Raw genomic sequence first — 26115 nt, 5'->3', positions numbered from 1 at the left:
TTCTGTTGTTATTGACGGCCTCCCCTACCGCAGTATCTTGCATAGGTTAAAAATCAAGCCGTTTTTGGAAAAGAGGCTCCATGCGCAAGATTCCCCTGCTGATTGCCGCTCTCGGCATCGCATTGCTGCCTGCGGCCTGCTCCCGCCTGCCCGGCGGCGCGCCGGCCAGCGAGGAGATCCTGAAGGAATCGGGCGAGGCGGATGCCAATTTCGCGCTCTACAAGGTGAACCGGGCGCTGCTGCCGACAGTGGCCGCCTGGCCGCCGACCGGCAAGCAGGAGCGCTTGGGCTGGCTGCACGCCCGCCAGGGCGCCCGCACCCAGATCATCCAGCCCGGCGACCTGCTGTCGCTCAGCATCTGGGACAGCAACGACAACTCGCTGCTGACCTCGCTCGACCAGAAGATGGTGCAGCTGCAGGACATGAAAGTGGCCGCCAACGGCACCATCTTCATGCCCTATGTGGGGGATGTGAACGTCAACGGGCTGACCCCGGACCTGGCGCGCCGCAAGCTGCAGGAGGCGCTGGAGCCGGTGGTGCCGTCGGCCCAGGTGCAGCTGGCGATGGCCGCGGGCCGCGGCAATTCGGTGGATCTGGTCTCCGGCGTTGCCCAGCCCGGCACCTACCCGATGCCCGACCGCAACTACACGGTGATGGGGCTGATTTCGGCGGGCGGCGGCATCAGCGCCGGTCTGAACAACCCGCAGATCCGGCTGGTGCGCGGCCAGAGCATCTACGGCACCTCGGTCGACAGCCTGCTGAACGACCCGCATCTCGACACCCTCCTGCGCGGCGGCGACCGGGTGTTTGTCGAGGAGGATGAACGCTATTTCCTCTCCTTCGGCGCCACCGGCAAGGAAGACCTGCATATCTTCTCCAAGGACCAGATGTCGGCGATGGACGCGATGTCGGTGGCGGGCGGCTTCCAGGACGGCAAGGCCGATCCCAAGGGGCTGCTGGTGCTGCGCGAATACCCTGCGTCGGCCGTTGCGCCCGGCGTGCGCGGGCCGCGCCAGCAGCGGGTGGTGTTCTCGCTTGATCTCACCTCCGCCGACGGGCTGTTCTCGGCGCGCCAGTTCCAGATCAACCCGGGCGACCTGGTGATGGCCACGGAATCGCCGGTCAACGACGTGCTGACGATCTCCAACATCTTCGGCAATTTCTTCGGCGTCTTCAGCCGCGCCGGGGTGATCGAGTGACCCGCCGCTGAGGGGAAGCTCCCGCGCCTTGCCCGCGGCATCAGAGATGCCGCGGCAGAAGCCTTGGGCCCGGCGCCGCTGCCGCGGCGCTGTTTTCAGCCGGGACGCGCATCGGATGCAGGCCTGCACCCCAAGACGGCTTGGGCCTGAAAGGCCTGCTACTTGAGCAGCCCCTTCAGATAGGCGCCATAGCTGTTCTTCTTGAACAGCTCGGCCCGCGCCTCCAGCGCGGCGGTGCCGATCCAGCCCTGCTCATAGGCGATTTCCTCCAGGCAGCCGGTCTGCAGCCCCTGGCGTTTTTCCAGCGTGCGCACGAAGTTGCCCGCATCCAGGAGCGAGCCATGGGTGCCGGTGTCCAGCCAGGCATAGCCGCGGCCCATGGTCTCGACCCGCAAGCTCCCTTCGTTCAGGTAGCTCTGCAGCAGATCGGTGATTTCCAGCTCGCCGCGCGGGCTTGGCTGCACCGCGCGCGCCCGCTCCGGCGCGCTGCCATCCAGGAAATACAGCCCCGTCACCGCATAGTTCGACGGCGGCACCGGCGGCTTCTCGATGATCTCGCGGGCCTTGCCGTCGGCGTCGAAATCCACCACGCCATAGCGTTCCGGATCGGCCACATGATAGCCGAAGACGGTGCCGCCCGACGCATGGCTGTCTGCCGCCGCCAGGAGGTCCGGCAGCCCGTGGCCAAAGAAGATATTGTCGCCCAGCACCAGCGCCGAGGGGGCGCCTGCCAGGAACTCCTCCGCCAGGATGAAGGCCTGCGCGAGCCCGTCGGGCGAGGGCTGCACCACATAGGTCAGCTCCACCCCCCACTGGCTGCCGTCGCCCAGCAGGCGGATGAACTGCTCCTGGTCCTGCGGCGTGGTGATCACGCAGATCTCGCGGATGCCCGCCAGCATCAGCACGCTGAGCGGGTAGTAGATCATCGGCTTGTCATAGAGCGGCAGCAGCTGCTTGGAGACCGCCATGGTGATCGGATAGAGCCGGGTGCCGGAGCCGCCTGCCAGGATGATGCCTTTTCTACCCGAGCCGGGCTTGCCATTGGTCATGCCAATTCTCCCAATTCCTTCAGAATATCATTCAACCCCAGCCGCCAGTCCGGCTGCGGGATGCCAAAAACAGTGTCTAATGCGGCGCAATCGAGCCGTGAGTTCAAGGGCCGCGCCGCCGGCGTGGGATAGGCTGAGGTGGGGATGTCCTCCACCGCGCACGCCACCTCCGCCCGGGCAAAGATTGCGCGCGCGAAATCCGCCCAGCTGGTCTGGGGCGCGCCCGCAAAATGATAGGTGCCGGATTTGCCCGGGTCCTTGATCAGCTGCCGCGCCATCTCCAGGCAGGCGGCGGCAATATCGCGGGCCGGCGTCGGGGCGCCAATCTGATCCGCAACGATGGTCAGCCGCTCGCGCTCGCGGCCCAGCCGCAGCATGGTCTTGACGAAGTTGTTCCCATGCGCCGACACCACCCAGGAGGTGCGCAGGATTGCATGACCCCCGCCCGCGGCGCGCACCAGCTCCTCGCCTGCCAGCTTGGAGCGGCCATAGGCGTTCACCGGCGCAGTGGCATCCCCCGGCTGCCAGGGCGCGGTGCCGCTGCCGTCAAAGACGTAGTCGGTGGAGACGGTGACAAAAGGAATGCCCAGTTCCGCACAGGCCGCCGCCATCGCGCCGGGAGCTGCGCCGTTGATCACGCTGGCCAGCGCCTCTTCGCTCTCGGCCTTGTCCACAGCCGTATAGGCGGCGGCATTGATCACCGCCTGCGGCTGCGCCTGCCGGATCGCGGCGGCACAGGCTGCCGGGTTGCTCAGATCCGCCTGATCGCGGCCCAGGCAGGTGACGGTTTCATCCGCCGCCAGTTCGCGGGCCAGCTGACCGGTCTTGCCGAATACTAGGATCATATGCGCCTCCCTTTGCGCCACAGATACAAGGCTGAAGCCCAGATGCCCAGTTCCAGCAGAAAGGTCCAGTGCAGCAGGAAGGAAAGCACCCAATGGGGCTGGCTCGCAGGCACTTCCACCAGCGTGTAAAGGCGGTCATTGAACGGCGCGCCCCAGAGGATGCCGCCGCCGATGGTGTCCAGCACCATATGCAAAAAGAGGGCGGCAAAGAACACCAGCCCCGGGGCCAGCAGGGCGCGGGCCCGCAGAGCCAGAACCGGCAATGCCAGAGCCGCAACCACGGCCCAGAAAGCAGGCACATGCACCCAGTAGCGGTGATGATGAATGCTGCCCTGGTCCACGAAGTGAAACCACAGCATGTCGAAATCCGGCAGCACCGCGCCAATCAGGGCGGCCGGCAGCAAGAGCCGGTGCCCCTCAGGCGCCAGCCGTGCCAGCACATAGCCGGACGGCAGATGCGCAGTCAGCATGAAGAAGTGCGATTAAGGCAAAGTACCGCCCGGCGGCATCGCCGGGCAGCCCCCGGCCGCCCCCCCGGGCGGGGGCTTCTCCCCCACCCGCGGCCGGAAGCAGCCCTCAGCGGCATATCCGCCTTCACTTGCCGGTGCCCAGCCGCTGGCCAACCCCGTCCCGGTCCTGCAGGGCGCGCCACCAGGGTTCGTTGTCCAGATACCACTGCACGGTTTTCTCCAGCCCTTCCTCCACCGTCACCGAGGGGCGCCAGCCCAGCTCCTCGCGGATGCGGCTGGGATCGATGGCATAGCGCGCGTCATGGCCCGGGCGGTCGGTGACAAAGGTGATCTGGTCCTTGTAGGACTTGCCGTCTGCGCGCGGGCGCTTCTGGTCCAGGATGCCGCACAGCGTGTTCACCAGCTCCAGGTTCGACCGCTCGTTCTCGCCGCCGATATTGTAGGAGCGGCCCAACGCGCCCTGCTGCACCACCAAAAGGAGGGCATCGGCGTGGTCTTCGACATAGAGCCAGTCGCGCACGTTGGAGCCGTCGCCGTAGATCGGCAGCGCCTTGCCCGCCAGCGCATTCAGGATCACCACCGGAATGAGCTTTTCGGGGAAGTGATAGGGCCCGTAGTTGTTGGAGCAGTTGGTCAGCACCACCGGCAGCCCGTAGGTCTCGGCCCAGGCCCGCACCAGATGGTCGCTGGCGGCCTTGCTGGCCGAATAGGGCGAGCGCGGATCGTAGGATGTCTCCTCAGTAAACTGCACCGACGGGTCGGCAGGCAGAGAGCCGTAGACCTCGTCCGTCGAGATATGGTGGAAGCGGAAGGCTTCGGGCTTGCCCGCCTGCATCCAGTACTTGCGGGCCGCCTCCAGCATGTTGAAGGTGCCGGTGATATTGGTCTCGATGAAATCGCCCGGCCCGTCGATCGAGCGGTCCACATGGCTTTCGGCCGCCAGATGCATCACCGCATCCGGGGCATGGCGCTCAAAAACAGTGTCTAATGCGGCGCGGTCGCGGATATCGCACTGCTCAAACGCATAGTCCGGGCTTTGGGCCGCCTCTGCCACATTGTCCAGGCAGGCGGCATAGGTGAGCGCATCGAGGTTCACCACCTGATGGCCGCGGGCGATGGCCAGCCGCACCACCGCCGATCCGATAAAGCCGGCGCCGCCGGTCACAAGAAGCTTCATATCTTATCCTTCCCAGACAAAGGGGCTGTCGAAATCCGCGAGGGCCGGCGCCGCGGCGTCTTTTCCGCTGAGCACCGGGCTGCCGTCAAACCCCCAGTCAATGCCGCAGCTGTCCCAGGCCACCGCGCCATCACACTCCGGCGCGTAGTAATCGGTGCATTTATAGACCACCTCGGTACCGGGCACCCGGGTGATAAACCCGTGCAGGAAGCCCTTGGGCACCAGCACCTGCTTGCCGTTTTCCGCACTGAGCTCGATGCCAAACCACTGGCCGTAAGACGGCGACCCCTTGCGGATATCCACCGCCACATCAAACAGCGCGCCCTGGCCGCAGCGCACCAGCTTGTCCTGGGCATGGGGCGGCGCCTGGAAATGCAACCCCCGCAGGGTGCCGGTCTCCGCCGAGACCGAATGGTTGTCCTGCACGAAATCCAGATCGATCCCGGCCTCCTGCATCCGCCGCTTGTTCCAGCTTTCGCTGAAGAACCCCCGCGCATCGCCGAACCGCGCCGGAGTCAGCACCTTCAGCCCCGGCAGACCTGTGTCCTCAACCTGCATTCCGTCCTCGCATCATCGCATCCAAATCTGCGCCCACTCCTAGCCCCGCGCTGGCGGCAGGGCAACAGCCGGGGCAGAACTCCGCCCGCCGCGCGCCCGCGCTTGCATCCCCTGCCCCGCCCCGGCAAGCATGCCTCATGAAGATTTTGTTTGTGCATCAGAACATGCCCGGCCAGTACCGCGAGCTGGCCCCCTGGCTGGCCGCGCAGGGCGGCCATGAGATCGTCTTTCTGACCCAGCGCCGGGACGTGCAGCTGCCGGGCATCAGGACCGTGGCCTACAAGCCCTTCCGCACCCCCGCCAAGGATGCCTTCGGCCTCTCCAGGGACTGGGAGGCGGCGTCCGGCACCGGCCTCGGCGCGGCGCTGGCAGCGCGCGAGCTGAAGGCGCAGGGCTTCACCCCCGACATCATCATCGGCCACACCGGCTGGGGCGAGCTTTTGTTCATGAAGGACCCCTATCCGGACGTGCCGGTGATCGGCTTCTTCGAGTATTTCTACCGCACCACCGGCGGGCTGGTCGGGTTTGACCCCGAAAACCCTGCCAACGACCAGGCCCATTTCTTTGCCGAGGCGCGCAACACTGTTCCTTACGCCAGCATCGAGCAGGTCGACCTCGGCCATGTGCCCACCGCCTGGCAGCGCGACCGGTTTCCGGCCAGTTTCCATGACCGCATGTATCTGTGCCATGACGGCATCCGCACCGACCGGCTGGGCCCCGATCCCGGCGCCTCGGTCAGCCTGGGGCGGCTGGAGAGGCCGCTCACCCGCGCCGACGAGGTGGTGACTTATATTGCCCGCAACATGGAGCGCGCCCGCGGCTTCCATGTCATGATGCGCGCGCTGCCGCGGATCCAGGCGGCCCGCCCCAATGCCCGCATCCTGATGATCGGCGGCAGCGAGACCTCCTATGGCGCCGAGAGCAAGCACCCCGGCGGATTGCGCGGCGAGATGGAGGATGAGCTGGGCGATAGCGTCGACTGGAGCCGGGTGCATTTCCTCGGCAAGGTGCCGTATGACGATCTGACCCGGATCATCCAGATCAGCCGCTGCCACATCTATCTGACGATGCCTTTCGTGCTCAGCTGGTCCTTGCTGGAATCGATGGCGATGCAGGCGACGGTGGTGGCGGCGGATGTCGAGCCGGTGCGCGAGGCGATCACCCATGGCGAGACCGGGCTGCTGGTCGATTTCTTCAGCCCGGAGGCACTGGCGGACCAGGTTTCCGATGTGCTGGCCAATCCCGGAGACTATGCCCGTATCGGCGCAGCCGCCCGCGCCCATACGGTGGAGAAATACGATTTCCTGACCCGCTGCCTGCCGGAGCATATCGCCCGGATCAATGCGCTCGTGCCGGAGGCACGGAGAATCAAGATCTAGCCGGAGGCACGGAGGATAAAACTGTAGCCGGAGGCGCGGAAAATAAAGATCCAGCCGGAGGCACGGAGGAAAAAACTGCAGCCGGAGGCACGGCAGATCAGGCTCTGTGCAGGCCATTTCCGCCGGTTCCGCCTCAAGCCCTGGCAACAGTTTTCTGAAACCGTTTGCGCACCGGCCGGATGCGGCGGGCCCCGGCCCCGCCCGCATCCGGCAAGCAGCGCCTGCGGCCCTTGCCGGGCCCGGGCGCCTGTCCTTTTGTGCCTGTCCTTTTGTGCCTGTCCGTACCGTCCCTGTGCCTGGTCTTGCGGCTGCTCCCGGGCCCGATCCCGGGCCGCGCGCGGTCAGTGGCGCTGCATCTGCGGCGGCAGCTGCCCGGAGGCCCAGAGCGCGGCCTGGGTCCGGTTCTTGGCGCCGATCTTGCGGAAGCAGGTGCGCAGATGCACTTTCACCGTCGCCTCGCAGATCCCCAGCTCGTTGGCGATGCTCTTGTTGGTGGCGCCCTCCGTGAGCTTGGCCAGGATCAGCTGCTCGCGCTCCGACAGCCCGTGCTGCGGCCGGGCAGGCGCGTCCCCCCCTTGCGCCGCCGCCCCGGCCGGCGGCTCCGGCTCCGCTCCGCTCCGCGTCTCCGGCGGCCCGGACAGCACGATGCGGTAGCCGTCCTGCACCACCTGCAGCGCCGCGATCAGCGCGCCGGCCGATTTGCGCTCCGGGATCACCGCCTCGGCATAGCGGCTGAGCTGCCGCTGGGCGGAGACCGGGCAGCCGTCGCCGGTGATCAGGATCAGCGGCACCGCGCTGTTGCGGATGCGGAAGGCCTGCAGCTCCTCCTGCAGCTCTGCGCCCGCGGCATGGCTGTAGCACAGCACCATGTCCTGTGCGCTCAGCGGCGGCAACTCCGCCAGGGCGCCGCAGCAGCGCCCGGTCTCATAGTCGTTTGCTTCACAGATGGTCAGAAACATGTCCCTGAGAAGCCTGCTTTCCCCCACAACGTGAACAGGCATAAAAACTCCTTTACTCGTAACATGCCGGATCCCTGATCCGGCCCGTCCCCCTGGAGCGTGCATTTATGGCGCGCCTGCCCCCGCAGACCGCCGGGCTGGCAATGCGCTGCCGCCCCCCGGAACATATACTGCCTGCTTGCTGCTGCCTGGGTCCCGGCAGCACCCCCGCGCCGCCGTTTCCGGATCGTGATAAATACAGAACACGCCCGGGAAAAACACCCCGGGCCAGGCCGCGCGCACAGGCCTTGAAACACTTCTGATGCGCATTGCTGTGGATAAACCGTAGCGAATCTATCCTTTATTGTTAAGAAACTTCCCCTCCCGGCGCAGTGCTTTTTGCCCGCCCGCCCGCGCCCCGGGCCGGGCCTTCGCCCCTACCCGGCTGTTTTTCCACGCGATCCGCCCGGGCGGCGCTCCCCCCTTGGCAGTGTGTCCAAAGCGGAAACGCTGTGTTTCCAACCCGGTTTCTGCAATTTTAAGATTTTCACTCTCACCATCAAAACAACCTTGGGTTTCAGCGATTCGCCCGGTCTGCCCCCTGCAGCTACCCCCATGGTGGTAATTTGCCTGCCGCCGCCCGCGCCGCCCTGCCTTTGGCGTACCCCCTCTGCCCGGTTTGACCCTGCTGGCGGCGTGCTACCCTCAAGACATTCATTATGTCATGCCGGGGGGCAACATGGTTATGTTGGGTGCGTCCGTTTCCCGAACGGACAGGTTATTGTTTTCTAAGGCTCTGCAAAGGCAAATATCTTCTCTGACACAATTGGCGCTGGTGCAGCCGGGACACCGCACGGCACCGGTGCTGACCAGCGATGCCGCCCTGGGGGCCGCCGGATCCGGCACCGCCGCGGCGGCGCTGCGGCGCCAGCTGCATCCCGGCGCTGCCAGGGCATTGCAGCCGCGGCGCCCGGGCGGTGCCGCGGCGCAGGCGCTGGCGGCCCGGCTGCCGCAGCATCTGGACCCGGATCTGGTCCGGGACCTGGCCGCCGGGCGCGGCTGGGCGCTGTTCTCCTGCGCCTTCGAGGACGGCAGCGAGGATCTGATCGCGCTGCAGCTCGGCGGCGGCCCGCATGACAGCCATTGCGGCGACATCCTCAAGGCGATCTGGCCGGTGCTGCGCGAGGATGCCCTGCGCGAGCTGTCCGGCGAAACCCAGGCCGCGGTGACCAGCGCGCTCTTGTGGACCGTCGCCAAGAAGACCGACAGCGCGGTGCTGGTGCTCAACGCCGAAGGCGCGCTCCTGCACTGCAATGAATCGGCGCGCGACATGCTCGATGGCGGCGACCTGCTGAGCGACCGCTCCGGCCGCCTCTGCTGCGCCCGCCCGGGCGAGACCGCAGGCTTTTACGCCGCCGTCGCCGAATGCGCCCGCGCGCGCCGCGGCGGCGCGGCCGCCTCCGCCCGGCCCGGCCAGCCCGGCCAGCCCGGCCAGCCCCCGCGCGAGCTGATCCTGTTCCTGGAGGACCGCAAGAGCGGCATGCGGCTGCCGGTCTCGCTGACCCGCCACCGCTGCGGCGCCGATCAGCCGCTGGTGGTGGCGATCCTGCCGCGCCAGCCCGACCGCCGCCGCATCGAGATGCTGGCCCAGAAGATGGGCCTGTCGCCGGCCGAAGCGCGGGTGGCGGCGCTCATTCAGCTCGGGCTCTCCAACCGCGAGGCAGCGCGTATCGCCGGCCTCAAGGAGCAGACCTTCAACACCTATGCCAAGCGGGTGCTGGCCAAGCTGCAGGCCCCGGGCCGCGCCGAGATGGCGCAGCGGCTGACCTGGCAGGCCTCGGTGGGGAGAGCGTCATGAACACGTTATCGCTCGACACGCCGTTCCAGGGCCCGCCCGCTCCCGCTGCCCCGGCCGTCCCGGCCGCCGCGCAAAACCGCCCGGCACAGGACGCACAGCCGCAGGATGCACAGCCGCAGGCCGCGCAACAGCGGCCGGCAGCGCCGCAGGCCGCACAGCCGCAGGCTGACCAGGCCCAGGCAGACCCGGCGGCTCCGGTGCCGCCGCAGCCCGCAGGCGCCCGCGGCACCGCGGGCCCGCAGGCCCCTTCCCAGGCGGCACCGCCCCAGCAGGCAAGCCCTCAGGACGCGCCGGCGCAGCCGCCGCGGCTGAGCGCCGCGGTGCTGGCGCAGATCGCCAATGTGCTGCGCGAGGGCGAGGTGCCGCTGGCCGCCCAGGCCGACCTGGTGGAGCTGCACAAGCGCATCGTCGGGCTGTTCGCCACCCTCAACGAGGGGCTGGGCGCGCAGGCCGCGCAGAAGGCCGCCGCCGACCGCGCCGCGCTGACCGCCCGCATCGATCAGCTGGAGGACGCGGTGAACCGGATGGAAGGCGCGCTCAGGATCGAGTTCGAACCGGTCCTGAAGGCGGCGCTGGCTGAGGCGCTGGCCCAGGCCGCCCCGAAACCGCGGCGGCGCTGGCGCGGCGCGCTGGCGGCGCTGGCCCTGGCCGCGGCGGCGCTGGCGGCAGGGGTCTTCTGGCATGCGCCGCTTCTGACAGCGGCGGCGGATCTCGCCGCCCGGGCCGGCTGGCAGCTGCCCGCCTTCTGACATGGGCATTTTGTCCCCATTTGGGGGCATCGGCCGCAGCATGGATGCGCTGCAATACCCTTAGAAGGCACCACGCTGCCTTTTTCGCGCCGGCCGCCGCCGGATCCGGATCAGGATCCAGAACCGCGGCACCGGCAGGGGCACGGACCCGGGCAGCCTTCTGCTGCCCCGCCCCGCACCGTTAACGAGGAGGAAAGTTACCATGGGTACTCCAACCGGAAATACCGACTGGCAAGTCTGCAACCCGGACTGCGAAATCGAATTCAGCGATGACAAGTTCGATCCCAATTACAACAATGGCGCCTGGGAGCATGGCGGCACCGACGGCAATGTGATCGATCTCAACGACCACAATGCCGCCGACAACGCCCAGGCCGGCAACGGCGATGACGCGGTCTACGGCAACGACCGCAACAACCGGCTGCACGGCGAGGAAGGCCAGGACTACATCGAAGGCCGCGGCGGCGACGACGCCATTCTCGGCGGCACCGGCAACGACTGGCTGTTCGGCGGCAACACCACCGGCCAGACCGATGACGGCGACGACTGGATCGACGGCGAGGAAGGCTGCGATTACATCGACGGCGAGAACGGCAATGACACCCTGCTGGGCGGCGCCGAGCAGGACACCGTGTTCGGCGGCAACGGCGACGACCACATCTTCGGCGATGACGGCAACGGCGACGAAACCGACGGCGACGACGGCGACTACCTCTATGGCGAGCTCGGCGACGACTGCATGGACGGTGAAGGCGGCGACGACTGGATGTGGGGCGACATGGGCCAGTCCGGCGAGACCCGCGCGGACGGCGACGACACCATGTACGGCCGCGGCGGCGATGACCGGATGAACGGCCAGGGCGGCAACGACCGGATGGCCGGCGGCCTCGGCGACGACCTGGTGATCGGCGGCTCCGGCGATGACGAGATGTTCGGCGACGAACGCGCCTCGCAGAACGATGATCTGGACTTCGGCTCCGACAGCGGCACCGGCAACAAGACCCAGCAGGTCGATGGCGATGACTGCATGCTCGGCGGCACCGGCAACGACACCATGGACGGCCAGGGCGGCAACGACACCATGTTCGGCGAGCAGGACGACGACCTGATGCAGGGCGGCCGCGGCAACGACCTGATGGGCGGCGGCTCCGGCAACGACGACGTCAACGGCGGCGCCGGGCGCGACACCATGCGCGGCGGTTCCGGCAACGACGTGCTGGAAGGCGGCGCCCAGGGCGACCTGATCTTCGGCGACCGCAGCTACAATCTGGGCGATGAGTACCACAAGTATAAAATCGACTGGAGCTGCTGCGACGACGATGACGGCGGCGATGTCCAGGCCCTGCATGCCAGCAACGGCCTGAAGCCGGTCGATTGCCCGGACTGCTACGAGCCGGTCGATTACGGCCCGGACGGCAACGACGTGATCCGCGGCGGCTCCGGCAATGACACCGTGTTCGGCGAAGGCGGCCACGACGCCATCTACGGCGAGCGCGGCGGCGACCACCTGCATGGCGGCGACGGCAACGACAGCATCCGCGGCGGCAACGGCAACGACTACATCGATGGCGATGCCGATGACGACTGCCTCTATGGCGATGCTGGCCGCGACACCATCAAGGGCGACATCGGCGACGACAAGATCTACGGCGGCGCAGATGACGACTACCTGTTCGGCCAGAATGGCGATGACAGCATCTTCGGCGGCACCGGCGACGACAAAATGTTCGGCGGCGACGGCGATGACCTGATCAAGGGCTGGGACGGCGATGACGTCGCGTCCGGCGGCAATGGCAACGACACGGTCTGCGGCCAGGACGGCAATGACTTCCTGGACGGCAACGACGGCCGCGACCTGCTCTATGGCGGCAACGGCAACGACGTGCTGGAAGGCGGGCGCCACAACGACTACCTGAACGGCGGCAACGGCGCTGACTGCCTCTATGGCGAGGAAGGCAACGACCGCCTCGACGGCGGCCGCGGCAACGACTTCCTGGATGGCGGCACCGGCAACGACCGTCTCTATGGCGGCGCCGGCAACGGCAACGACTACCTGAAGGGCGGCGAAGGCGACGACATCATGGCCGGCGGCAACGGCAAGGATGTCTTCATCATCGACCTGACCTGGGATGGTGCCACCTTCTCGTCCAATGACGGCAGCGACACCTTCACAGACTTCGACATCGATCAGGACCACGATGTGCTGCTGTACCGTGTCACCAATACCGGCGCCGGCCTCGGCACCTCTGCACAGGATGCCTTCGGCGCCCTGAATGCGGCGGCCACCGTGACCGACGACGGCACCGACACCAGCATCTCGGTGGGCGGCTCCAGCGTCGACATCCTCGGCCTGACCGGCAATGCCGCACCGTTCACCTCGCTGGGCCAGGACGCCATCCCGATCGGCGGCGTCGGCATCAATGCCGTGACCACCGGCGATGCGGGCTCCTACGAGGCGATCCGGGTGCTGACGTCCGACAACGGCTTTGACGACAGCTACTCCAACATCTGGGGTCACGCTCTCTGAGCCATAGGAACGGCGGGCCCGGGGGCAACCCCGGGCCCGTCCAGCCCTGGTTCAGGACAGCGATTTGGTCCCCGGCCAAGGATTGCATCCTTGGACCAGGGCGCTGTTCTCCAGAATTCATAACTTCAACGCGTGCAGCCGGGGGGCTACGACAATGAAGGTAAGACGGGTTTTTGACGGTCAACGGGGCGTGCTTGCCGCCATCTTCACTGCAAGCATCTTTGTGAACCTTCTCATCCTGACAGCGCCGCTCTACATGCTGCAATTGTTTGCCCGGGTCATGGCCTCGGGCAGCATTCCAACCCTGATAGCCCTGACCACCGGCGCCTGTATCGCGCTGGTGTTCTTCTTTCTCTTCGACATGATCCGCCAGCGCCTGGTGGCGCGGCTCGGATCCCGGCTCGAGGCGCGGCTCAGCCCCGCCGTGCTGGGCGGCATGATCGGCGGCCGGATGCCGCCGGGGCTGGCCCGCGCAGAGCCCATCCGCGACATCCAGGATCTGCGCGGCTTTGTCACCAGCCCGCTGTTCCTGGCCCTGCTGGACGCGCCCTGGTCGGTGATCTTCCTGGCGCTGATCTTCATGTTCAGCCCGGTTCTGGGCCTGGTGGCGCTGACCGGCATCGCCTTGCTGTTCGCCCTGGCGCTGCTCAATGAAATGGCCGCCCGCGAACCGGCGGAGGAGGCCACCAAACAGGCCGCCGAGACCAATGCCGCAGTGGCGGAAATGATGCAGAACGCAGGCCTGATCCACGCCATGGGCAAGACCGCGCCGCTGATCGCGCGCTGGCAGCTCAAGGCGTTTTCGGCGCTGGTGTTCAACACGCTCGCCACCGACCGGGTGGCGCTGATCACCTCGCTGGCCAAGGCGGTGCGCATGGGGCTGCAGATCGCGGTTCTGGCCGTCGGCGTGATGCTGGTGATCAGCAATGAGCTGACCCCGGGGCTGATGATTGCCGCCTCGATCCTGCTGGGCCGCGCCGCGGCGCCGGTGGAGCAGTCGATTGCCGGCTGGCGCGCCTTTCTGGCCGCGCGCGGCGCGCAGGCGCGGCTCAACCAGTTCCTGGCCCATCTCGATGACGCGCCGGAGCGGCTGGAACTGCCCGAGCCGGAAGGCCGGATTTCGGTGGAAGGCGCCACCGTGGTGCTGCCGGGCCGCCCGGATCCGCTGCTGCTGGACATTTCCTTTGACCTGAAGCCGGGCCAGTCGCTGGGGCTGATCGGCCCGTCCGGGGCGGGCAAGACCACATTGGCCCATGCGCTGGCCGGCCTGCAGCCGCTGGTGCGCGGCCATATCCGCATCGACGATGCCGCGCTCAGCGACTGGGATCCGGCGCAGATCGGCCAGTATGTCGGCTTCCTGCCGCAGCGGGTGGAACTGTTCCAGGGCACGGTGGCGGAAAACATCGCCCTGATGGACCCGGGCGCCCGGCCCTCTGACGTGGTGGCCGCCGCCAAGCTGGCCCAGGTGCATGAAATGATCCTGGCGCTGCCCGGCGGCTACAACGCCGAAGTGGGCCCGCGCGGCGAGTTCCTGTCCGCGGGCCAGCGCCAGCGCATCGGCCTGGCGCGCGCCTTCTTCGGCAGCCGCAAGCTGATTGTGCTGGATGAGCCCAACGCCAATCTCGACCCCGAGGGCGAAGAGGCGCTGGCCACCGCCATCGAGGAAGCCTGCGCCCGCGGCGCCACCGTGGTGGCGGTGACCCACCGGCTCAGCCTCTTGCGCCGGGTCAGCCACGCGGCGCTCTTGCAGGAGGGCCGCGTCATCCGCTTCGGCGAGGCCCGCCACGTGATCGAGGCCGCGGCGCAGCCGCTGGCCCGGCCGCAGGCGCATTCCGGCGACCCTAAGATCGCTCCCTTCCGCCACCGCAACAGCCAGGGCGGCCCGGGCCGGGGAGCAGACACACAGGCTGAAGACACACGGGGTAAAGACACACGGGGAGCAAGCGCATGAACCTGCTGGACAATGAGACCCGCAGCGCCGCAGAGGCCGCCCGCGCAGCGGTGCAGAGCGCGGCTCCGGGCGGCTTCCGCGACCAGATGCCGGCCCTGGCCGGCCAGGATGTGCCGCTGCCCAAACGCCCGCCGACCCGGGTGCGCCAGCTGGTGCTGTGGATGGTTGTCTGCGGCTTCGGCCTGTTCGGCGGCCTGGTGTTCTGGGCCACCCAGGCCGAGCTGACCAGCGCGGTGGTGGCGCCCGGCGAATTCAACGTGGCCGGCGACCGGCTGGCGGTGCAGCACCTGGAGGGCGGCATCCTGCGCGAGCTGAACGTGACGGAGGGCCAGCAGGTCAGCGCCGGCGCGGTGATTGCCCGGCTCGACGGCCGCCGGGTGCAGGCGCAGCTGGCGATCCTGAACGGCCAGCTGGCCAGCCTCCTGGCGCAGCAGGCGCGGCTGCAGGCCGAACTGGCGGACAGCGGCACCCTGCAGCCGGGAGCGGAACTGCAGGCGCTCACCGCCCGGGCGCCGGACCTGGCGCAGCTGGTGGCGGTGCAGCACGACCTGCTGGCCTCCAACCGGGCGCTTTACGAGGGCCAGATGGAAATCATCCGCACCCGCATCAGCCAGCTGGGCGACCAGCTTGAGGGCCGCGATGCCCGCATCCAGGCCACCGAAGAACAGCTGGCGCTGGTGCAGGCAGAGCTGGCGGATCTCTCCGGCCTCTATGAGAAGGGGCTGGTGCCGAAGGCGCGGATCAGCGACCGGCAGATGCAGCAGAGCGGCCTGCTGGGCACCCTCGGCGCGCTGGAAAGCGACCGCGGCAACGTGCTGGAGCGGATCGGCGAGATGAAGGAACGGCAGCTGCAGGCCGGGCGCGACCAGGCCGCCCGGATCGCCGCCGAAAGCCAGGAGGTGCAGGAGCAGATCCTGGACCTGCGCCAGCGGCTGGATGCGATCGGCGACGTGGCCGAGCGGCTGACCATCCATGCGCCGCAGGACGGCCGGGTGGTCGGGCTGGCGATCAACACCCTGGGCCAGGTGGTGGAACCGGGCCAGACCATCCTGGAGCTGATGCCCGCAGGCACCGGCCTCCTGGTGGAAACCAAGGTTGCGGTGGCCGATATCGACGAGGTTGCGATGGGCAGCCAGGCACGGGTGCAGCTGACCGCCTACAGCTTCCGCTCCACCCCGCCGGTGCGGGGCGAAGTGGTGATGGTCGCGGCCGGCAGCACCACCGACACGGCCGGCGGCCAGCCCTATTACCCGGTGCATATCCGCATCGATGAGGCCGAGCTTGCCGCCCTGCCCAATGTCAGGGCGCTGCCCGGCATGCCGGCCCAGGCAATGATCGAGACCGGCCGCCAGACCCTGGCCGACTATCTGATCAGCCCGGTGCTGCAAAGCATGTCCGGCGCCCTCAAGGAGGGCAGCGGCTGAAACCGGGGGCCCGCGCAAGGCGGGACTGAAAGACGGGCTGAAAGACGGGCTGAAAGACGGGGGGAGACACCCTTGAGACAGCTTTGAGACGGCTTTGAGACAAGGCAGCAGCCCAGGGGGGAAGGGCCGGCTGCCTGCCAGGCCCGCACCCGCCGCAAGGCCGGGCGCGGGCCTGTTAGCTGCCGGGGGGCGGGGGGCCGGAAACCCTCCGCACATGTTTCTGAAAAAAGGTCCGGACCGGACCAAATGTTTCGCGCGCGAAACATTTGGTCAATCATGCTGACCTTTCCGGAGAGGCGAAAGGCCCGCTGCCCAAGCAAGGGCGGCGGCCTGCGGCCCCCGGCAAAATGAGTATTTATGGAAAGATGAAACCCCGGAGGCCCAAGGGGGGCCAGGGGGGGGGGCCGCCCGCCGCCTATTCCGCCGCGCGCTTGCGGACCCAGCCCAGGAACGCCGCATCCGGCATCCTGAGCCGCGGCGCGCCGGAGCGCACCCACATGGCGCGCCATTCCGCCTCCAGCGCATAGGCATCCGCGCCCGGGATCAGCGCCCGCGCCTCCTCCAGCGTCTGCGGCTTCAGCTGCGGCGCATTCAGCACCGCCTCGGTGACCGCGTTTTTCTGGCTGAAGCGGATCACGTCGCCCTCCAGCTCCTCCAGCGCGTAATCGGGCAAGGGCTGCGCGTCGATCATGTCGCGGATCATCTTGCGGAACACCCGGCGCGGGCTGGCGGAGCCGGATTTCTTCAGCAAGGTCTCCACCGAGACCTGCCAGCTGTTCTGCCGCCCGCAATGCTTGCGCGCGAGTTCATAAATCCGCCGCTCCAGGGGTTTGCGCAGCCGGAAGTAATCGCGGCTGAGCGTCAGCACCGATTTCGACAGCACCGCCCGGTAGAGCCAGTCCGACAGCGTCACCGCCACGCTGACCATCTTGCCCGCACCCTTCCTGCCGGCCGGCGCCTTCCGCACGATCTCCCATTTCTCGATCAGGCCGAAGCCGGTGGTCACCTCCTGGCCGCCGGTGACGATATTGGTGGTGATGCGGGTGCCTGCGAGCCGCTCGAACGCCTCGCGCAGCCGCCGGTAGGCATCGCCGGAGGTTTCGCGGTTGCAGGCGACAAGCAGGTCATGCGCCTTCAGATGCAGCACCCGGCTCACCTGGCGGCCGGCATTCAGCGCCGCCATCAGCTGGCTGATGCAGAAGATCAGGATGTCCTTGTCGTGGATCGTCGCCAGCCCCTTGACCGAGGGCGTCACGGTGATCTCGGCGCCGTTGTGCTGGTAGTTCAGAATGCGCCGGTCCGGCCGGGTGCCCAAGCTGAACAGCGGATGCTCCATCGACGCCAGGTCGTTCTTGGGAATCGCCCCGAAGATATCGCAGAGGAAAAAATCCCCCTGCCCTTCTGGCGGAATCGCTCCCGCCGTCAGCTCTGCTGCCATCTGCCTGTCCGCCGTCTGCTCAGCCGCCCGCCGGAATCTTCTGCCCCGGTCCGCGACTCGTTTTATCGTGGTTTTGATTACACTCACCCTAGGGTTATCCACACCCTGCCGCAACGGGGGTTCGGAATCGTTGGATCGGGGGTTCGGAGTCATTTCAACGGGGTTTCAGAGTCACGCCTCTGCCAAAATCAGCCCGGATCCTCCATGAAAAAAGGGCTTTGCGCGAGTCACGCTCTCCCTGTAACTAATAAATAACCCATATTTAACAGGGCAGATTTTTTTGCACGCCCTGGAACACCCCCGCTTTCCCCTGCCGCAACCGCCGGATTTGCTTAGAAAAACCAAAGGGGATGCGCATTTTTCTTCCATGTGCCGTGTTTTTGGGTATTCTGGCCAAAAGGCAGCACATCAGGGCTGCAGAGCAGACAAGACCGCACTTCACATGAGCTGGACCGCAGAGGTCCAAGGACAGCAGGCAGATCCTCATGGCCAGAGATATCCACAAGGCAGGCAGCAGCCTCCCCCCCTATTTCAGCATCGACCCGGACGCGGCATTGGCGGAGCTGGACGCCCCCACCAGCACCGCGGGCTTTGCCGGGATTGCCGCGGCCTGCGCGCAAGGGCGCGCCGACCTCGCCAGCCGGGGTCTCAATGAGGAAGGCCGCAAGGAGCTGCGCCTGTTCTCCACCTGGGAGATCACCCGCTATCTGATCCCGGTCGCCCAGGCCCATTTCCGCCGGGTGCTGAAGGCCAACCCCGATCTGCCCCAGGGCCGCTCCGAGACCGAGGGCGGCGCCAAGTGGTTCACCCTGGACGAGGTGCTGCGCCTGCGCGCCTTCTTTGCCGCCCAAGGATCCAAGGCCAAGGATTACACCCCCTACCGCCCCGCAGGGCTGCCCGCCAAGATGGTGGCGGTGGCCAACTTCAAGGGCGGCGTCGGCAAGACCTCCACTGCCGCCCATCTGGCGATGTCGGCGGCGCTCGACGGCTACAGGGTGCTGGTGATCGATCTGGACAGCCAGGGCTCCATGACCTCGATCTTCGGCGGCAAGGTGGAGGATGAATGGCAGACCGCCTTCCCGCTGCTGGCGCGCCACTACGGCGAACATCTGCGGCTGGAGAACCAGCGCCGGCTCGACCGCGGCGACGCCCCGCAGCCGCTGGATGAGGCGCTGGATGCGGCGATGGAGATGACGGCGGCAGACGTCATCCAGACCACCCACTGGCCCAATATCGACCTGATCGGCGCCCAGCTGAACCTCTACTGGGCGGAGTTCCAGATCCCGGTCTGGCGGATGGCGGCGCGCAGCTGGAAACTGTGGGATGCGCTGACGGAGCGGCTGGAGGCCGACGGGGTCCTGGACCAGTACGACGTGATCTTCATCGACACGCCGCCTGCCCTTGGCTACCTGACCATCAACGGGCTCAGCGCCGCCGACATCCTCCTGGTGCCGATGGGCGCGTCCTTCCTGGAGTTCGACTCCACGGGGCGCTTCTTTGACATGCTGCATTCCACCTTTGCCAGCATCGAGGAGGGCGAGAATCTGGCCGCCCGCGCCCTGGGCCGGCCCGGCCTCAGTTTCGAATGGGATGCGGTGCGCGCGGTGATCACCCGCTACGATGGCGCCCAGCAGGGCGAACTGGCGGCGCTGATGCAGGCCTATATGGGCCGGGTGCTGTCGCCCCATAAGCAGGATTTCACCGCGCTCATTGGCCAGGCCGGCGAGCAGGTGAGCGGCATCTACGAGGCCGACTACCGCGACTTCAACCGCGAGACCTATGCGAGAGGCCGCGAGACCTTTGACGAGACCTATGCCGCCTTCAAGAAGCTCTTGATCGGCGTCTGGCGGCGCGAGGTGTTGCATCAAGAGGCCGAACAGCGCGCGGCGGGCTAAGGCCCTAACAAGAGATTTGGGGTAGTCTGACCGCCCCACCCGGAAAGAGGCACGAGGACCATGGCAAAACGCAAACGGCTTTCCCCGGCGCAAAGCGATTACCTGACAGCGGCGCCATCCGGCAGGCCTGCGCTTGGCGGCCCGTCCAGTGTGGGGGCCGCGCCGATTGCCCAGGTGGCCTCGGATGCGTCCGCCCAGGCGGCGCTGCAGGAACTGTCGGGGGTGCTGGAAAACGCCCGCGCCAAGGGGCTGATGATCGAGGAACTGCCGCTGGCGGCGATCGACGAAAACCACCTGGTGCGCGACCGCATCGAGCAGGACGAGGAAGAGCTGCAATCGCTCATGGACTCGATCCGTGCCCGCGGCCAGCAGACCCCGGCCGAGGTGGTGCCGCTGGAGGATACCTTCGGCACCCGCACTCACGGGCTGATCTCCGGCTGGCGCCGCCTGACCGCGCTTCGCAGGCTCTATGAAGAGACTTCAGACCCGCAATTCGCCACGCTGAAGGCGCTGGTGATCCACCCGGACAGCGCCGAAGGCGCTTATGTGGCGATGGTCGAAGAAAACGAGATCCGGGTGAACCTGTCCCATTACGAGCGCGCCCGGATCGCGGTGCGCGCCTATAAGGAAGGCGTCTTCACCCGCCGCAAATACGCGCTGCAGGCGCTGTTCGGCAATGCGACCCGCGCCAAGCGCTCCAAGATCGGCAGCTTCGTCACCCTGGTCGAGGCGCTGGACGCGGTGCTGTTCTACCCCACCGCCATCAGCGAAAAGCTGGGCCTGGCATTGGTGCGGGCGATCGAGGCGGATGAAGGTTTTGCCGAACGCGCCACCGCCGCGCTGCAGGCCGCGGACCGCTCCACCCCGGAGGCAGAGCTGGCGGTGCTGACCCGTCTGGTGGAGGAGCAGGCGGCTGAAATGCACAAGTTAGAGCCTGATGTGCCCCCTGCCCCGCCGACCCTAGAACAACTGGCGGCACAGGCCAAGGAACGGAATGCAGGCCGGGATGCGCAACACGCCCAGCCCCCGGCATCCCCGGTGCCGCCGCTGGTCAGCGGCCCGCGGGTGCGCGGCGCGGGCGACTGGGACGCTGCCATGCCGGGCGAGCGGATCATCCTGCCAGCCCCCCGCCGCGGCGTGCGGCTGGCCTATACCCCCGGCGAGCAGAAGATCGAAATCAGCGGCGAGGCGGTCAGCGCCGCGCTGGTGAAGGCGCTGGAGGCCTGGCTGAAAAAGCTCTGATCAGAGCCTGTCCGGTCTTTCATCTTTCCCCAAATACCCGCGCCGCAGGCAAAAGGGCTTTTCGTTCGAAAAGCCCTTTTTAGCGTCTGATATCAGCCCGCGCGGGAGAGTCTATTCAGGTCAGCATGATTGACCAAATGTTTCGCGCGCGAAACATTTGGTCCGGACCGGACCTATTTCGCGGTGCCGTTCATCTGGCCGCGGCCCACCGCCACATAGGTCTCGAACCCGGCCCGTTTGGCGGATTTGGGCGAGTAGATATTGCGCAGGTCCGCCATCCGCGGCACCTCCATCCTGCGCGCCAGCTTCTTCAGGTCCAGCGCCCGGAACTCGTTCCACTCGGTGAGCAGCACCACCAGATCCGCGTTCTGCGCCGCCTTGTAGGGATCGTCCTCCCATTTGACCCCGGGCAGGAGCGCTTCGCCCTCGGCCCGGCCCTGCGGGTCCACCACCCGCACCCTGGCGCCGCCGCCCACCAGGGCGGGCACGATGGTCAGGCTCGGTGCGTCGCGCATGTCGTCGGTATTGGGTTTGAAGGTGACGCCGAGGACGGCGATGGTCTTGCCGTTGAAGGATCCGCCGCAGGCATCGCGCAGCTTCTCCACCATCCGGTGCTTCACCTCGTCATTCACCCGCATCACGGTCTCGGTGATGCGCAGCGGGAAGGCATGGTCCTGGCCGATCCGCGCCAGCGCCGCGGTGTCCTTGGGGAAGCACGACCCGCCATAGCCCGGCCCTGCGTGCAGGAACTTGTTGCCGATCCGCCCGTCAAAGCCGATGCCGCGGGAGACCTCCTTGACGTCCGCCCCGACCCGCTCGCAGAGGCCCGCGATTTCATTGATGAAGGTGATCTTGGCGGCGAGGAAGGCGTTGGCCGCGTATTTGATCAGCTCCGCCGATTCCAGATCGGTGGTCAGGATCGGGAAGTCGCGCAGATAAAGCGGTCGGTAGATATCCGCCATCACCTCTGCCGCGCGCTCGTTCTGGACGCCGACCACCACCCGGTCGGGTTTCATGAAATCCTCGATCGCGGCGCCTTCGCGCAGGAACTCGGGGTTGGAGGCGACATCGAACTCGGCCTTGGGATTGGCCTTGGCGATCACCTGTTTCACCTGCCGGTTGGTGCCCACCGGCACGGTGGATTTGGTCACCACCACCGCATAGCCCGTCAGCGCCCCGGCGATCTCCTCCGCCGCCGCCATCACGTAAGTCAGATCCGCATGGCCGTCGCCGCGCCGGGTCGGGGTGCCGACCGCGATGAACACCGCCTCGGCGCCGTCCACCGCCGCCGCCAGGTCATCGGTGAAGCTGAGCCGCCCCGCCTTCACGTTCTTCTCCATCAACTGATCGAGGCCCGGCTCGTAGATCGGCACCTCGCCCCGGTTCAGCCGCGCGATTTTCTGCGCGTCCTTGTCGACACAGACCACATCATGGCCGAAATCCGAAAAACAGACGCCGGACACCAGTCCGACATAGCCGGTGCCAATCATCGCAATGCGCATGGAATGCCCTTTCCCCAATCCCCTTTGGCGGCGGTTGTGCAGCCGCCTTATTCTGAGATTAGAAGGATATACGGCGCCGGACAGGGCGGGAACCGGTTTTTTACCGGGCCTGCGGGGGCTGGCAGCAGGCTTGCAAGAGTGTCTGATGAGAAAAGGTCCGCTTCGGACCAAATGTTTCGCGCGCGAAACATTTGGTCCGAAGCGGACCTAAATACCCTCCGGGTTTGCGGCGGCGGCGGGGCGCCGCCGGGGCGGTAAAGGATTTGACAGCATCGGGGAATTATGAGTTTTCGGGCCGGAACCGGCAGCAGAGTCACTTCACAGGCAGGGAGCCCCCTTTGACGGCAGCAGACGCAACCAGCAGCGCCCCCCCGGCGGAGCGCCCCGCACAGGCAGCAAACCTGGCCGCAAATCCGGCAGCCGGCCCGGCGGCGGCCGGGCGGCTGGTGGCGGTGGTGGTGACCCACAACCGGCTCGGGAAGCTCAAGGCGACGCTGGCGCGGCTGCTGGAAAGCCCCCCGGATGAGCTGGCGGCGGTGGTGGTGGCCGACAATGCCTCTTCCGACGGCACCGGCGCATGGCTGGCGGCGCAGCAGGATCCCAGGCTGGACATCTGCACCAGCGCCGGCAACCGCGGCGGCGCCGGCGGCTTTGAGATGGGCATGCGCCGGGCGATGGAGGCCCATGGCCCCGACTGGCTGGTGGTGATGGATGATGACGGCCGGCCCGCCCCGGGCGGGCTGGCGGCCTTTCACGGGCTGGCCATGCACCGGCAGCCCGAAGGCGGCTGGGACGCGGTGGCGGCGGCGGTCTATTTCCCCGACGGCCGCATCTGCGAGATGAACCGCCCCTCGCGCAACCCGTTCTGGCACGCCCGCGAGTTCCTGCGCACGCTTCTGGGCGGCGGCCGCTCCGGCTTTCATGTGCAGCCCGCGGATTACCAGGGGCCGGGGATGCAGATCGATGTCACCTCTTTTGTCGGCTTCTTCATCTCCGCGGATGCGGTGCGGCGCACCGGTTTTCCGGATCCGGAGCTGTTCATCTATGGCGATGACGGGATCTATACCCTGGGGCTGACCAAGGCAGGCGGGCGGATCGGCTTTGAGCCCTCGGTGCGTTTTGAGCATGACCTGTCGACCTTCCGCGCCACGAAGGCAGGCGGCGGCGCGGAGCCGCAGCAGGCGGCGGCGGCGCAGCGCGGCCGCTTCGTGCCGCTGTGGAAGGCCTATTACTACCACCGCAACCTCTTGCTTCTGTACCGGATGGCGGCGGGCTGGCTGTTCTGGCCGGTGCTGCTGGTGATCGTGCCGAAATGGCTCTTGAAGGCGCGCCAGCATGGCGGCAGCCGCCGCGTCTTTCTGCGGCTGATGGGCCATGCGCTGCGCGACGGGCTGCTGCGCCGCACCGGCGTGCGCCATGCCAGGGTGCTGCAGCTGTCCGGCGAAGGCTGAGCCCGCGGGCCGCAGCCGCCGGGCCCCGGCGGTTCAGCGGTTCAGGATCACCCGGTGGAACCGGCCCAGCAGCACCATCCCCAGCGCCAGCAGCACCAGGCTGCTGAGCACCACGAAGGGCACGTTCACATAGGCCGGCGTATAGGTCGGGTAGACCCCCGCGCGCATGATCCCGGCGATGTGGATCAGCGGATTGTACCACAGGATCTCCTGTGCCAGCGGCGGCATGTCATCGTAGAGAAAGAAGATGCCGGAGGCGAGAAACAGCGGCCGGGTGACGATCGACCAGATCACCTCCCACAAGGGATAGAGCCCCATCAGCACGCAGTTGAGCGTGCCCACGCCCAGCCCCAGCAGCATCGCCAGCCCCAGCGCCGCGGCCATCTGCGGCAGCTCCAGCACCGTCCGGCTGTCGATGACGGCGAGGATGCCGCCCAGCAGCAGCAGGGTGACCAGCACCCCTGTCAGGCTGTTCAGCAGGAAGCGGGCAATCACCGCATCGGCCCAGGTGACGGCGGGAAACCGCAGCAGCGGATGCGAAAAGCTGATCGCCCGGGACACGGTGAGCGAGACCGACTGATAGAGATTGAACGGCAGATAGCCGGTGGCGTAGAACAACAGGAAGCTGGTGCCCAGCGACGGGGTATGGAGCACCAGCGAGAAGCCCACCGCGAGGAACAGGATCGCCGCCAGCGGCTCGAGCACCGCCCAGATATAGCCGCCCGGGGTGCGCCCGTAGCGGGTCGACATCTCGCGCAGCACCAGCGCCGCCACCGTGCGCAGGGTGGCAAAGCGGCGGTGCCCTGCGGGCCGGGCCGGGACGGGAGCGGCGGCGGGCGGCGGGGCCGGGATGGCATCCGGAGCGGGAGGAAAGCTGGCCATGAATACCCATTGTGATTACATGTGCGGCGGCGGTACTATGGCGCAAAGCAACGCCGGTGACAAACAGCAGTGCAGCAGGACAGGCCACTCATGACACAGAAACGCCAGGCGGCCCAGGCCGGCAGTTCCGGCCCGCAGGGCGGGACCGGCAAGGACAGCCAGGACCGGCCCGGGCGCCGGCTGAATCTGACGGACGGCGGCGCGGGCCAAGCCAGGCAGAACCTGAAACCCGGCGGCGGCGCAAAACCGGGGCCGGGCGGCCCCGGAGCGAAACCCGGAGCCAAACCCGGAGCGAAACCGGGAGCAAAGCCGGGACCCGGTCCCGGCGGCAAGTGGCCGCTGCAGCAGATGCGCGAGCGGGCGGAACGGGCCGAGGCCGAAGCCCGGCAGGTGCGCGCGGAGCTGGCCGCAGCCCGCACCGAGGCCTATCCGGTGGCCGGCCCGGCCCGGATGAAGCCGCGCCACTGGGGGCTGCTTGCCAGCTTCATGCTGGCGGTGCTGCTGCCGCTGGCGGCGGCGGTCATCTACCTGTTTGCCATCGCCGAAGACCAGTACGGCTCCACCGCCGGCTTCACCGTGCGCAGCCAGGAGAACTCCGGCGCCCAGGATCTCCTGGGCGGGCTGGCCGCCTTCACCGGCACCTCCAATGCCTCGGACAGCGATATCCTTTATGAGTTCATCCAGAGCCAGGAGATGGTCAATGCGGTGGAGGCGCGGGTCGGGCTCCGGGCGCATTACACACGGGCCTGGCCAAGCGACTGGGCCTTTGCGCTGTGGCCGGACGCCAGCGCCGAGGATCTGTCCTGGTACTGGCAGCGCATCGCCCGCATCGCCTTTGACAGCAGCTCCGGCCTGATCGAGGTGCAGGCCACCGCCTATGATCCGCAGACCGCGCAGGCCATCACCCGCGCCATCCTCGAGGAAAGCCAGACCCGCATCAACGCGCTCAACGAGCAGGCCCGTACTGACGCGATGCGCTATGCCGAGGCCGATCTGGCGGAGGCGGTGGAGCGGCTGAAGGAAGCGCGCGAGGCGCTGACCCGGTTCCGCACCCGCACCCGCATCGTCGACCCGGAGGCCGACATCCAGGGCCGCATGGGGGTGATGAACAACCTGCAGCAGCAGCTGGCCGAGGCGCTGATTGAATACGACCTGCTGGCCGGCTCCGTGCCCGCGGGCGACGTGCGGCTGAACAAGGCGCAGCAGAAGATCGGGGTGATCCGCGAGCGCATCGATATCGAGCGCCAGGCCTTTGCCTCCGACAGCACCGAGACCGGCGCGGTGGGCGAGGATTACCCGACGCTGATCTCCGAGTTCGAGCGGCTCACGGTGGACCGGGAGTTTGCCGAGGAGGTCTACCGCGCGGCGCTGACGGCGCTGGAGCTGGCGCGCGACGATGCCGCCCGCCAGAGCCTGTATCTGGCCGCCTATATCAAGCCGACGCTGGCCGATGAGGCCGAATACCCGCGCCGCTTCATGCTGAGCGGGCTGGCCGGGCTGTTCCTGCTGCTCAGCTGGTCGGTCGGGGCGCTGGTTTACTACTCGGTCCGCGACCGCAGCTGAGACGCTGCGCAAGGGGCA

Annotated in this window: 20 protein-coding genes; 11 read left to right on the top strand and 9 right to left on the bottom strand. The window is 67.5% G+C overall.

What is annotated here, in order from left to right; all coding sequences use genetic code 11:
* Window positions 1-80: 80 nt before the first annotated feature.
* Window positions 81-1199: a polysaccharide biosynthesis/export family protein gene (locus K3725_RS22380; RefSeq protein ID WP_260019128.1), complete on the top strand. Its 1119-nt coding sequence runs from the start codon at window positions 81-83 to the stop codon at window positions 1197-1199.
* Between the two features lie 158 nt (window positions 1200-1357).
* Here K3725_RS22380 and rfbA read toward each other — a convergent pair whose 3' ends face one another.
* The 5 genes from rfbA to rfbC all read right to left on the bottom strand — a co-directional run bounded on the left by rfbA (window position 1358) and on the right by rfbC (window position 5298).
* Complete coding sequence (rfbA, locus tag K3725_RS22375) at window positions 1358-2248, bottom strand: glucose-1-phosphate thymidylyltransferase RfbA (RefSeq protein WP_260019127.1); 891 nt, start codon at window positions 2246-2248, stop codon at window positions 1358-1360.
* On the bottom strand, window positions 2245-3093 hold the full coding sequence (rfbD, locus tag K3725_RS22370) for a dTDP-4-dehydrorhamnose reductase (RefSeq protein WP_260019126.1): 849 nt from the start codon (window positions 3091-3093) through the stop codon (window positions 2245-2247). The genes rfbA and rfbD overlap by 4 nt, the downstream gene beginning before the upstream one ends.
* A complete protein-coding gene (locus K3725_RS22365; protein ID WP_260019125.1) occupies window positions 3090-3563 on the bottom strand; it encodes a metal-dependent hydrolase in 474 nt (157 codons plus the stop codon). Before K3725_RS22365 ends, rfbD begins: the two co-directional genes overlap by 4 nt.
* A gap of 124 nt (window positions 3564-3687) precedes the next feature.
* A complete protein-coding gene (rfbB, locus tag K3725_RS22360) occupies window positions 3688-4740 on the bottom strand; it encodes a dTDP-glucose 4,6-dehydratase (RefSeq protein WP_260019124.1) in 1053 nt (350 codons plus the stop codon).
* Between the two features lie 3 nt (window positions 4741-4743).
* Entirely contained in the window at window positions 4744-5298 is a 555-nt protein-coding gene (gene rfbC, locus K3725_RS22355) for a dTDP-4-dehydrorhamnose 3,5-epimerase (protein ID WP_260019123.1), read from the bottom strand.
* A 137-nt stretch (window positions 5299-5435) separates the two neighbouring features.
* Between rfbC and K3725_RS22350 the strand changes: the two genes are divergently transcribed.
* Entirely contained in the window at window positions 5436-6677 is a 1242-nt protein-coding gene (locus K3725_RS22350) for a glycosyltransferase family 4 protein (RefSeq protein WP_260019122.1), read from the top strand.
* A gap of 341 nt (window positions 6678-7018) precedes the next feature.
* Here K3725_RS22350 and K3725_RS22345 read toward each other — a convergent pair whose 3' ends face one another.
* A complete protein-coding gene (locus K3725_RS22345; RefSeq protein ID WP_260019121.1) occupies window positions 7019-7636 on the bottom strand; it encodes a response regulator transcription factor in 618 nt (205 codons plus the stop codon).
* A gap of 814 nt (window positions 7637-8450) precedes the next feature.
* Here K3725_RS22345 and K3725_RS22340 point away from each other — a divergent pair.
* The 5 genes from K3725_RS22340 (at window position 8451) to K3725_RS22310 (ending at window position 16124) form a co-directional block, all read left to right on the top strand.
* Window positions 8451-9473: a helix-turn-helix transcriptional regulator gene (locus tag K3725_RS22340; protein WP_260019208.1), complete on the top strand. Its 1023-nt coding sequence runs from the start codon at window positions 8451-8453 to the stop codon at window positions 9471-9473.
* Complete coding sequence (locus K3725_RS22335; protein ID WP_260019120.1) at window positions 9470-10222, top strand: hypothetical protein; 753 nt, start codon at window positions 9470-9472, stop codon at window positions 10220-10222. Before K3725_RS22340 ends, K3725_RS22335 begins: the two co-directional genes overlap by 4 nt.
* Window positions 10223-10424: 202 nt before the next feature.
* The gene (locus K3725_RS22320; protein ID WP_311202238.1) at window positions 10425-12749 is read left to right on the top strand and encodes a calcium-binding protein; all 2325 of its coding nucleotides are present in this window, start codon (window positions 10425-10427) and stop codon (window positions 12747-12749) included.
* A gap of 190 nt (window positions 12750-12939) precedes the next feature.
* Window positions 12940-14700: a type I secretion system permease/ATPase gene (locus K3725_RS22315; protein WP_260019119.1), complete on the top strand. Its 1761-nt coding sequence runs from the start codon at window positions 12940-12942 to the stop codon at window positions 14698-14700.
* On the top strand, window positions 14697-16124 hold the full coding sequence (locus K3725_RS22310; RefSeq protein WP_260019205.1) for an HlyD family type I secretion periplasmic adaptor subunit: 1428 nt from the start codon (window positions 14697-14699) through the stop codon (window positions 16122-16124). The genes K3725_RS22315 and K3725_RS22310 overlap by 4 nt, the downstream gene beginning before the upstream one ends.
* Window positions 16125-16539: 415 nt before the next feature.
* Here K3725_RS22310 and K3725_RS22305 read toward each other — a convergent pair whose 3' ends face one another.
* The gene (locus tag K3725_RS22305) at window positions 16540-17562 is read right to left on the bottom strand and encodes a replication initiator protein A (protein WP_260019204.1); all 1023 of its coding nucleotides are present in this window, start codon (window positions 17560-17562) and stop codon (window positions 16540-16542) included.
* 485 nt (window positions 17563-18047) lie between these two features.
* On the opposite strand from K3725_RS22305, the gene K3725_RS22300 reads away from it, so the two are divergent.
* Window positions 18048-19457, top strand: a complete 1410-nt coding sequence (locus K3725_RS22300; RefSeq protein WP_260019203.1) for an AAA family ATPase — start codon at window positions 18048-18050, stop codon at window positions 19455-19457.
* Between the two features lie 60 nt (window positions 19458-19517).
* Window positions 19518-20699: a ParB N-terminal domain-containing protein gene (locus K3725_RS22295; RefSeq protein WP_260019202.1), complete on the top strand. Its 1182-nt coding sequence runs from the start codon at window positions 19518-19520 to the stop codon at window positions 20697-20699.
* Window positions 20700-20872: 173 nt separating this feature from the next.
* On the opposite strand, the gene K3725_RS22290 is transcribed toward K3725_RS22295, so the two are convergent.
* A complete protein-coding gene (locus tag K3725_RS22290) occupies window positions 20873-22201 on the bottom strand; it encodes a UDP-glucose/GDP-mannose dehydrogenase family protein (protein WP_260019201.1) in 1329 nt (442 codons plus the stop codon).
* Between the two features lie 338 nt (window positions 22202-22539).
* Between K3725_RS22290 and K3725_RS22285 the strand changes: the two genes are divergently transcribed.
* Window positions 22540-23652: a glycosyltransferase gene (locus tag K3725_RS22285; RefSeq protein ID WP_311202239.1), complete on the top strand. Its 1113-nt coding sequence runs from the start codon at window positions 22540-22542 to the stop codon at window positions 23650-23652.
* Between the two features lie 33 nt (window positions 23653-23685).
* On the opposite strand, the gene K3725_RS22280 is transcribed toward K3725_RS22285, so the two are convergent.
* Complete coding sequence (locus K3725_RS22280) at window positions 23686-24534, bottom strand: ABC transporter permease (RefSeq protein ID WP_260019200.1); 849 nt, start codon at window positions 24532-24534, stop codon at window positions 23686-23688.
* Window positions 24535-24624: 90 nt separating this feature from the next.
* Between K3725_RS22280 and K3725_RS22275 the strand changes: the two genes are divergently transcribed.
* Complete coding sequence (locus tag K3725_RS22275) at window positions 24625-26097, top strand: sugar transporter (protein WP_260019199.1); 1473 nt, start codon at window positions 24625-24627, stop codon at window positions 26095-26097.
* The last annotated feature ends 18 nt before the right edge of the window (window positions 26098-26115 follow it).

Origin of the sequence: Leisingera sp. S132 (genome assembly GCF_025144465.1) — a bacterium.
GTDB lineage: Bacteria > Pseudomonadota > Alphaproteobacteria > Rhodobacterales > Rhodobacteraceae > Leisingera.
This window is presented reverse-complemented; position numbering and strand designations above follow the sequence as displayed.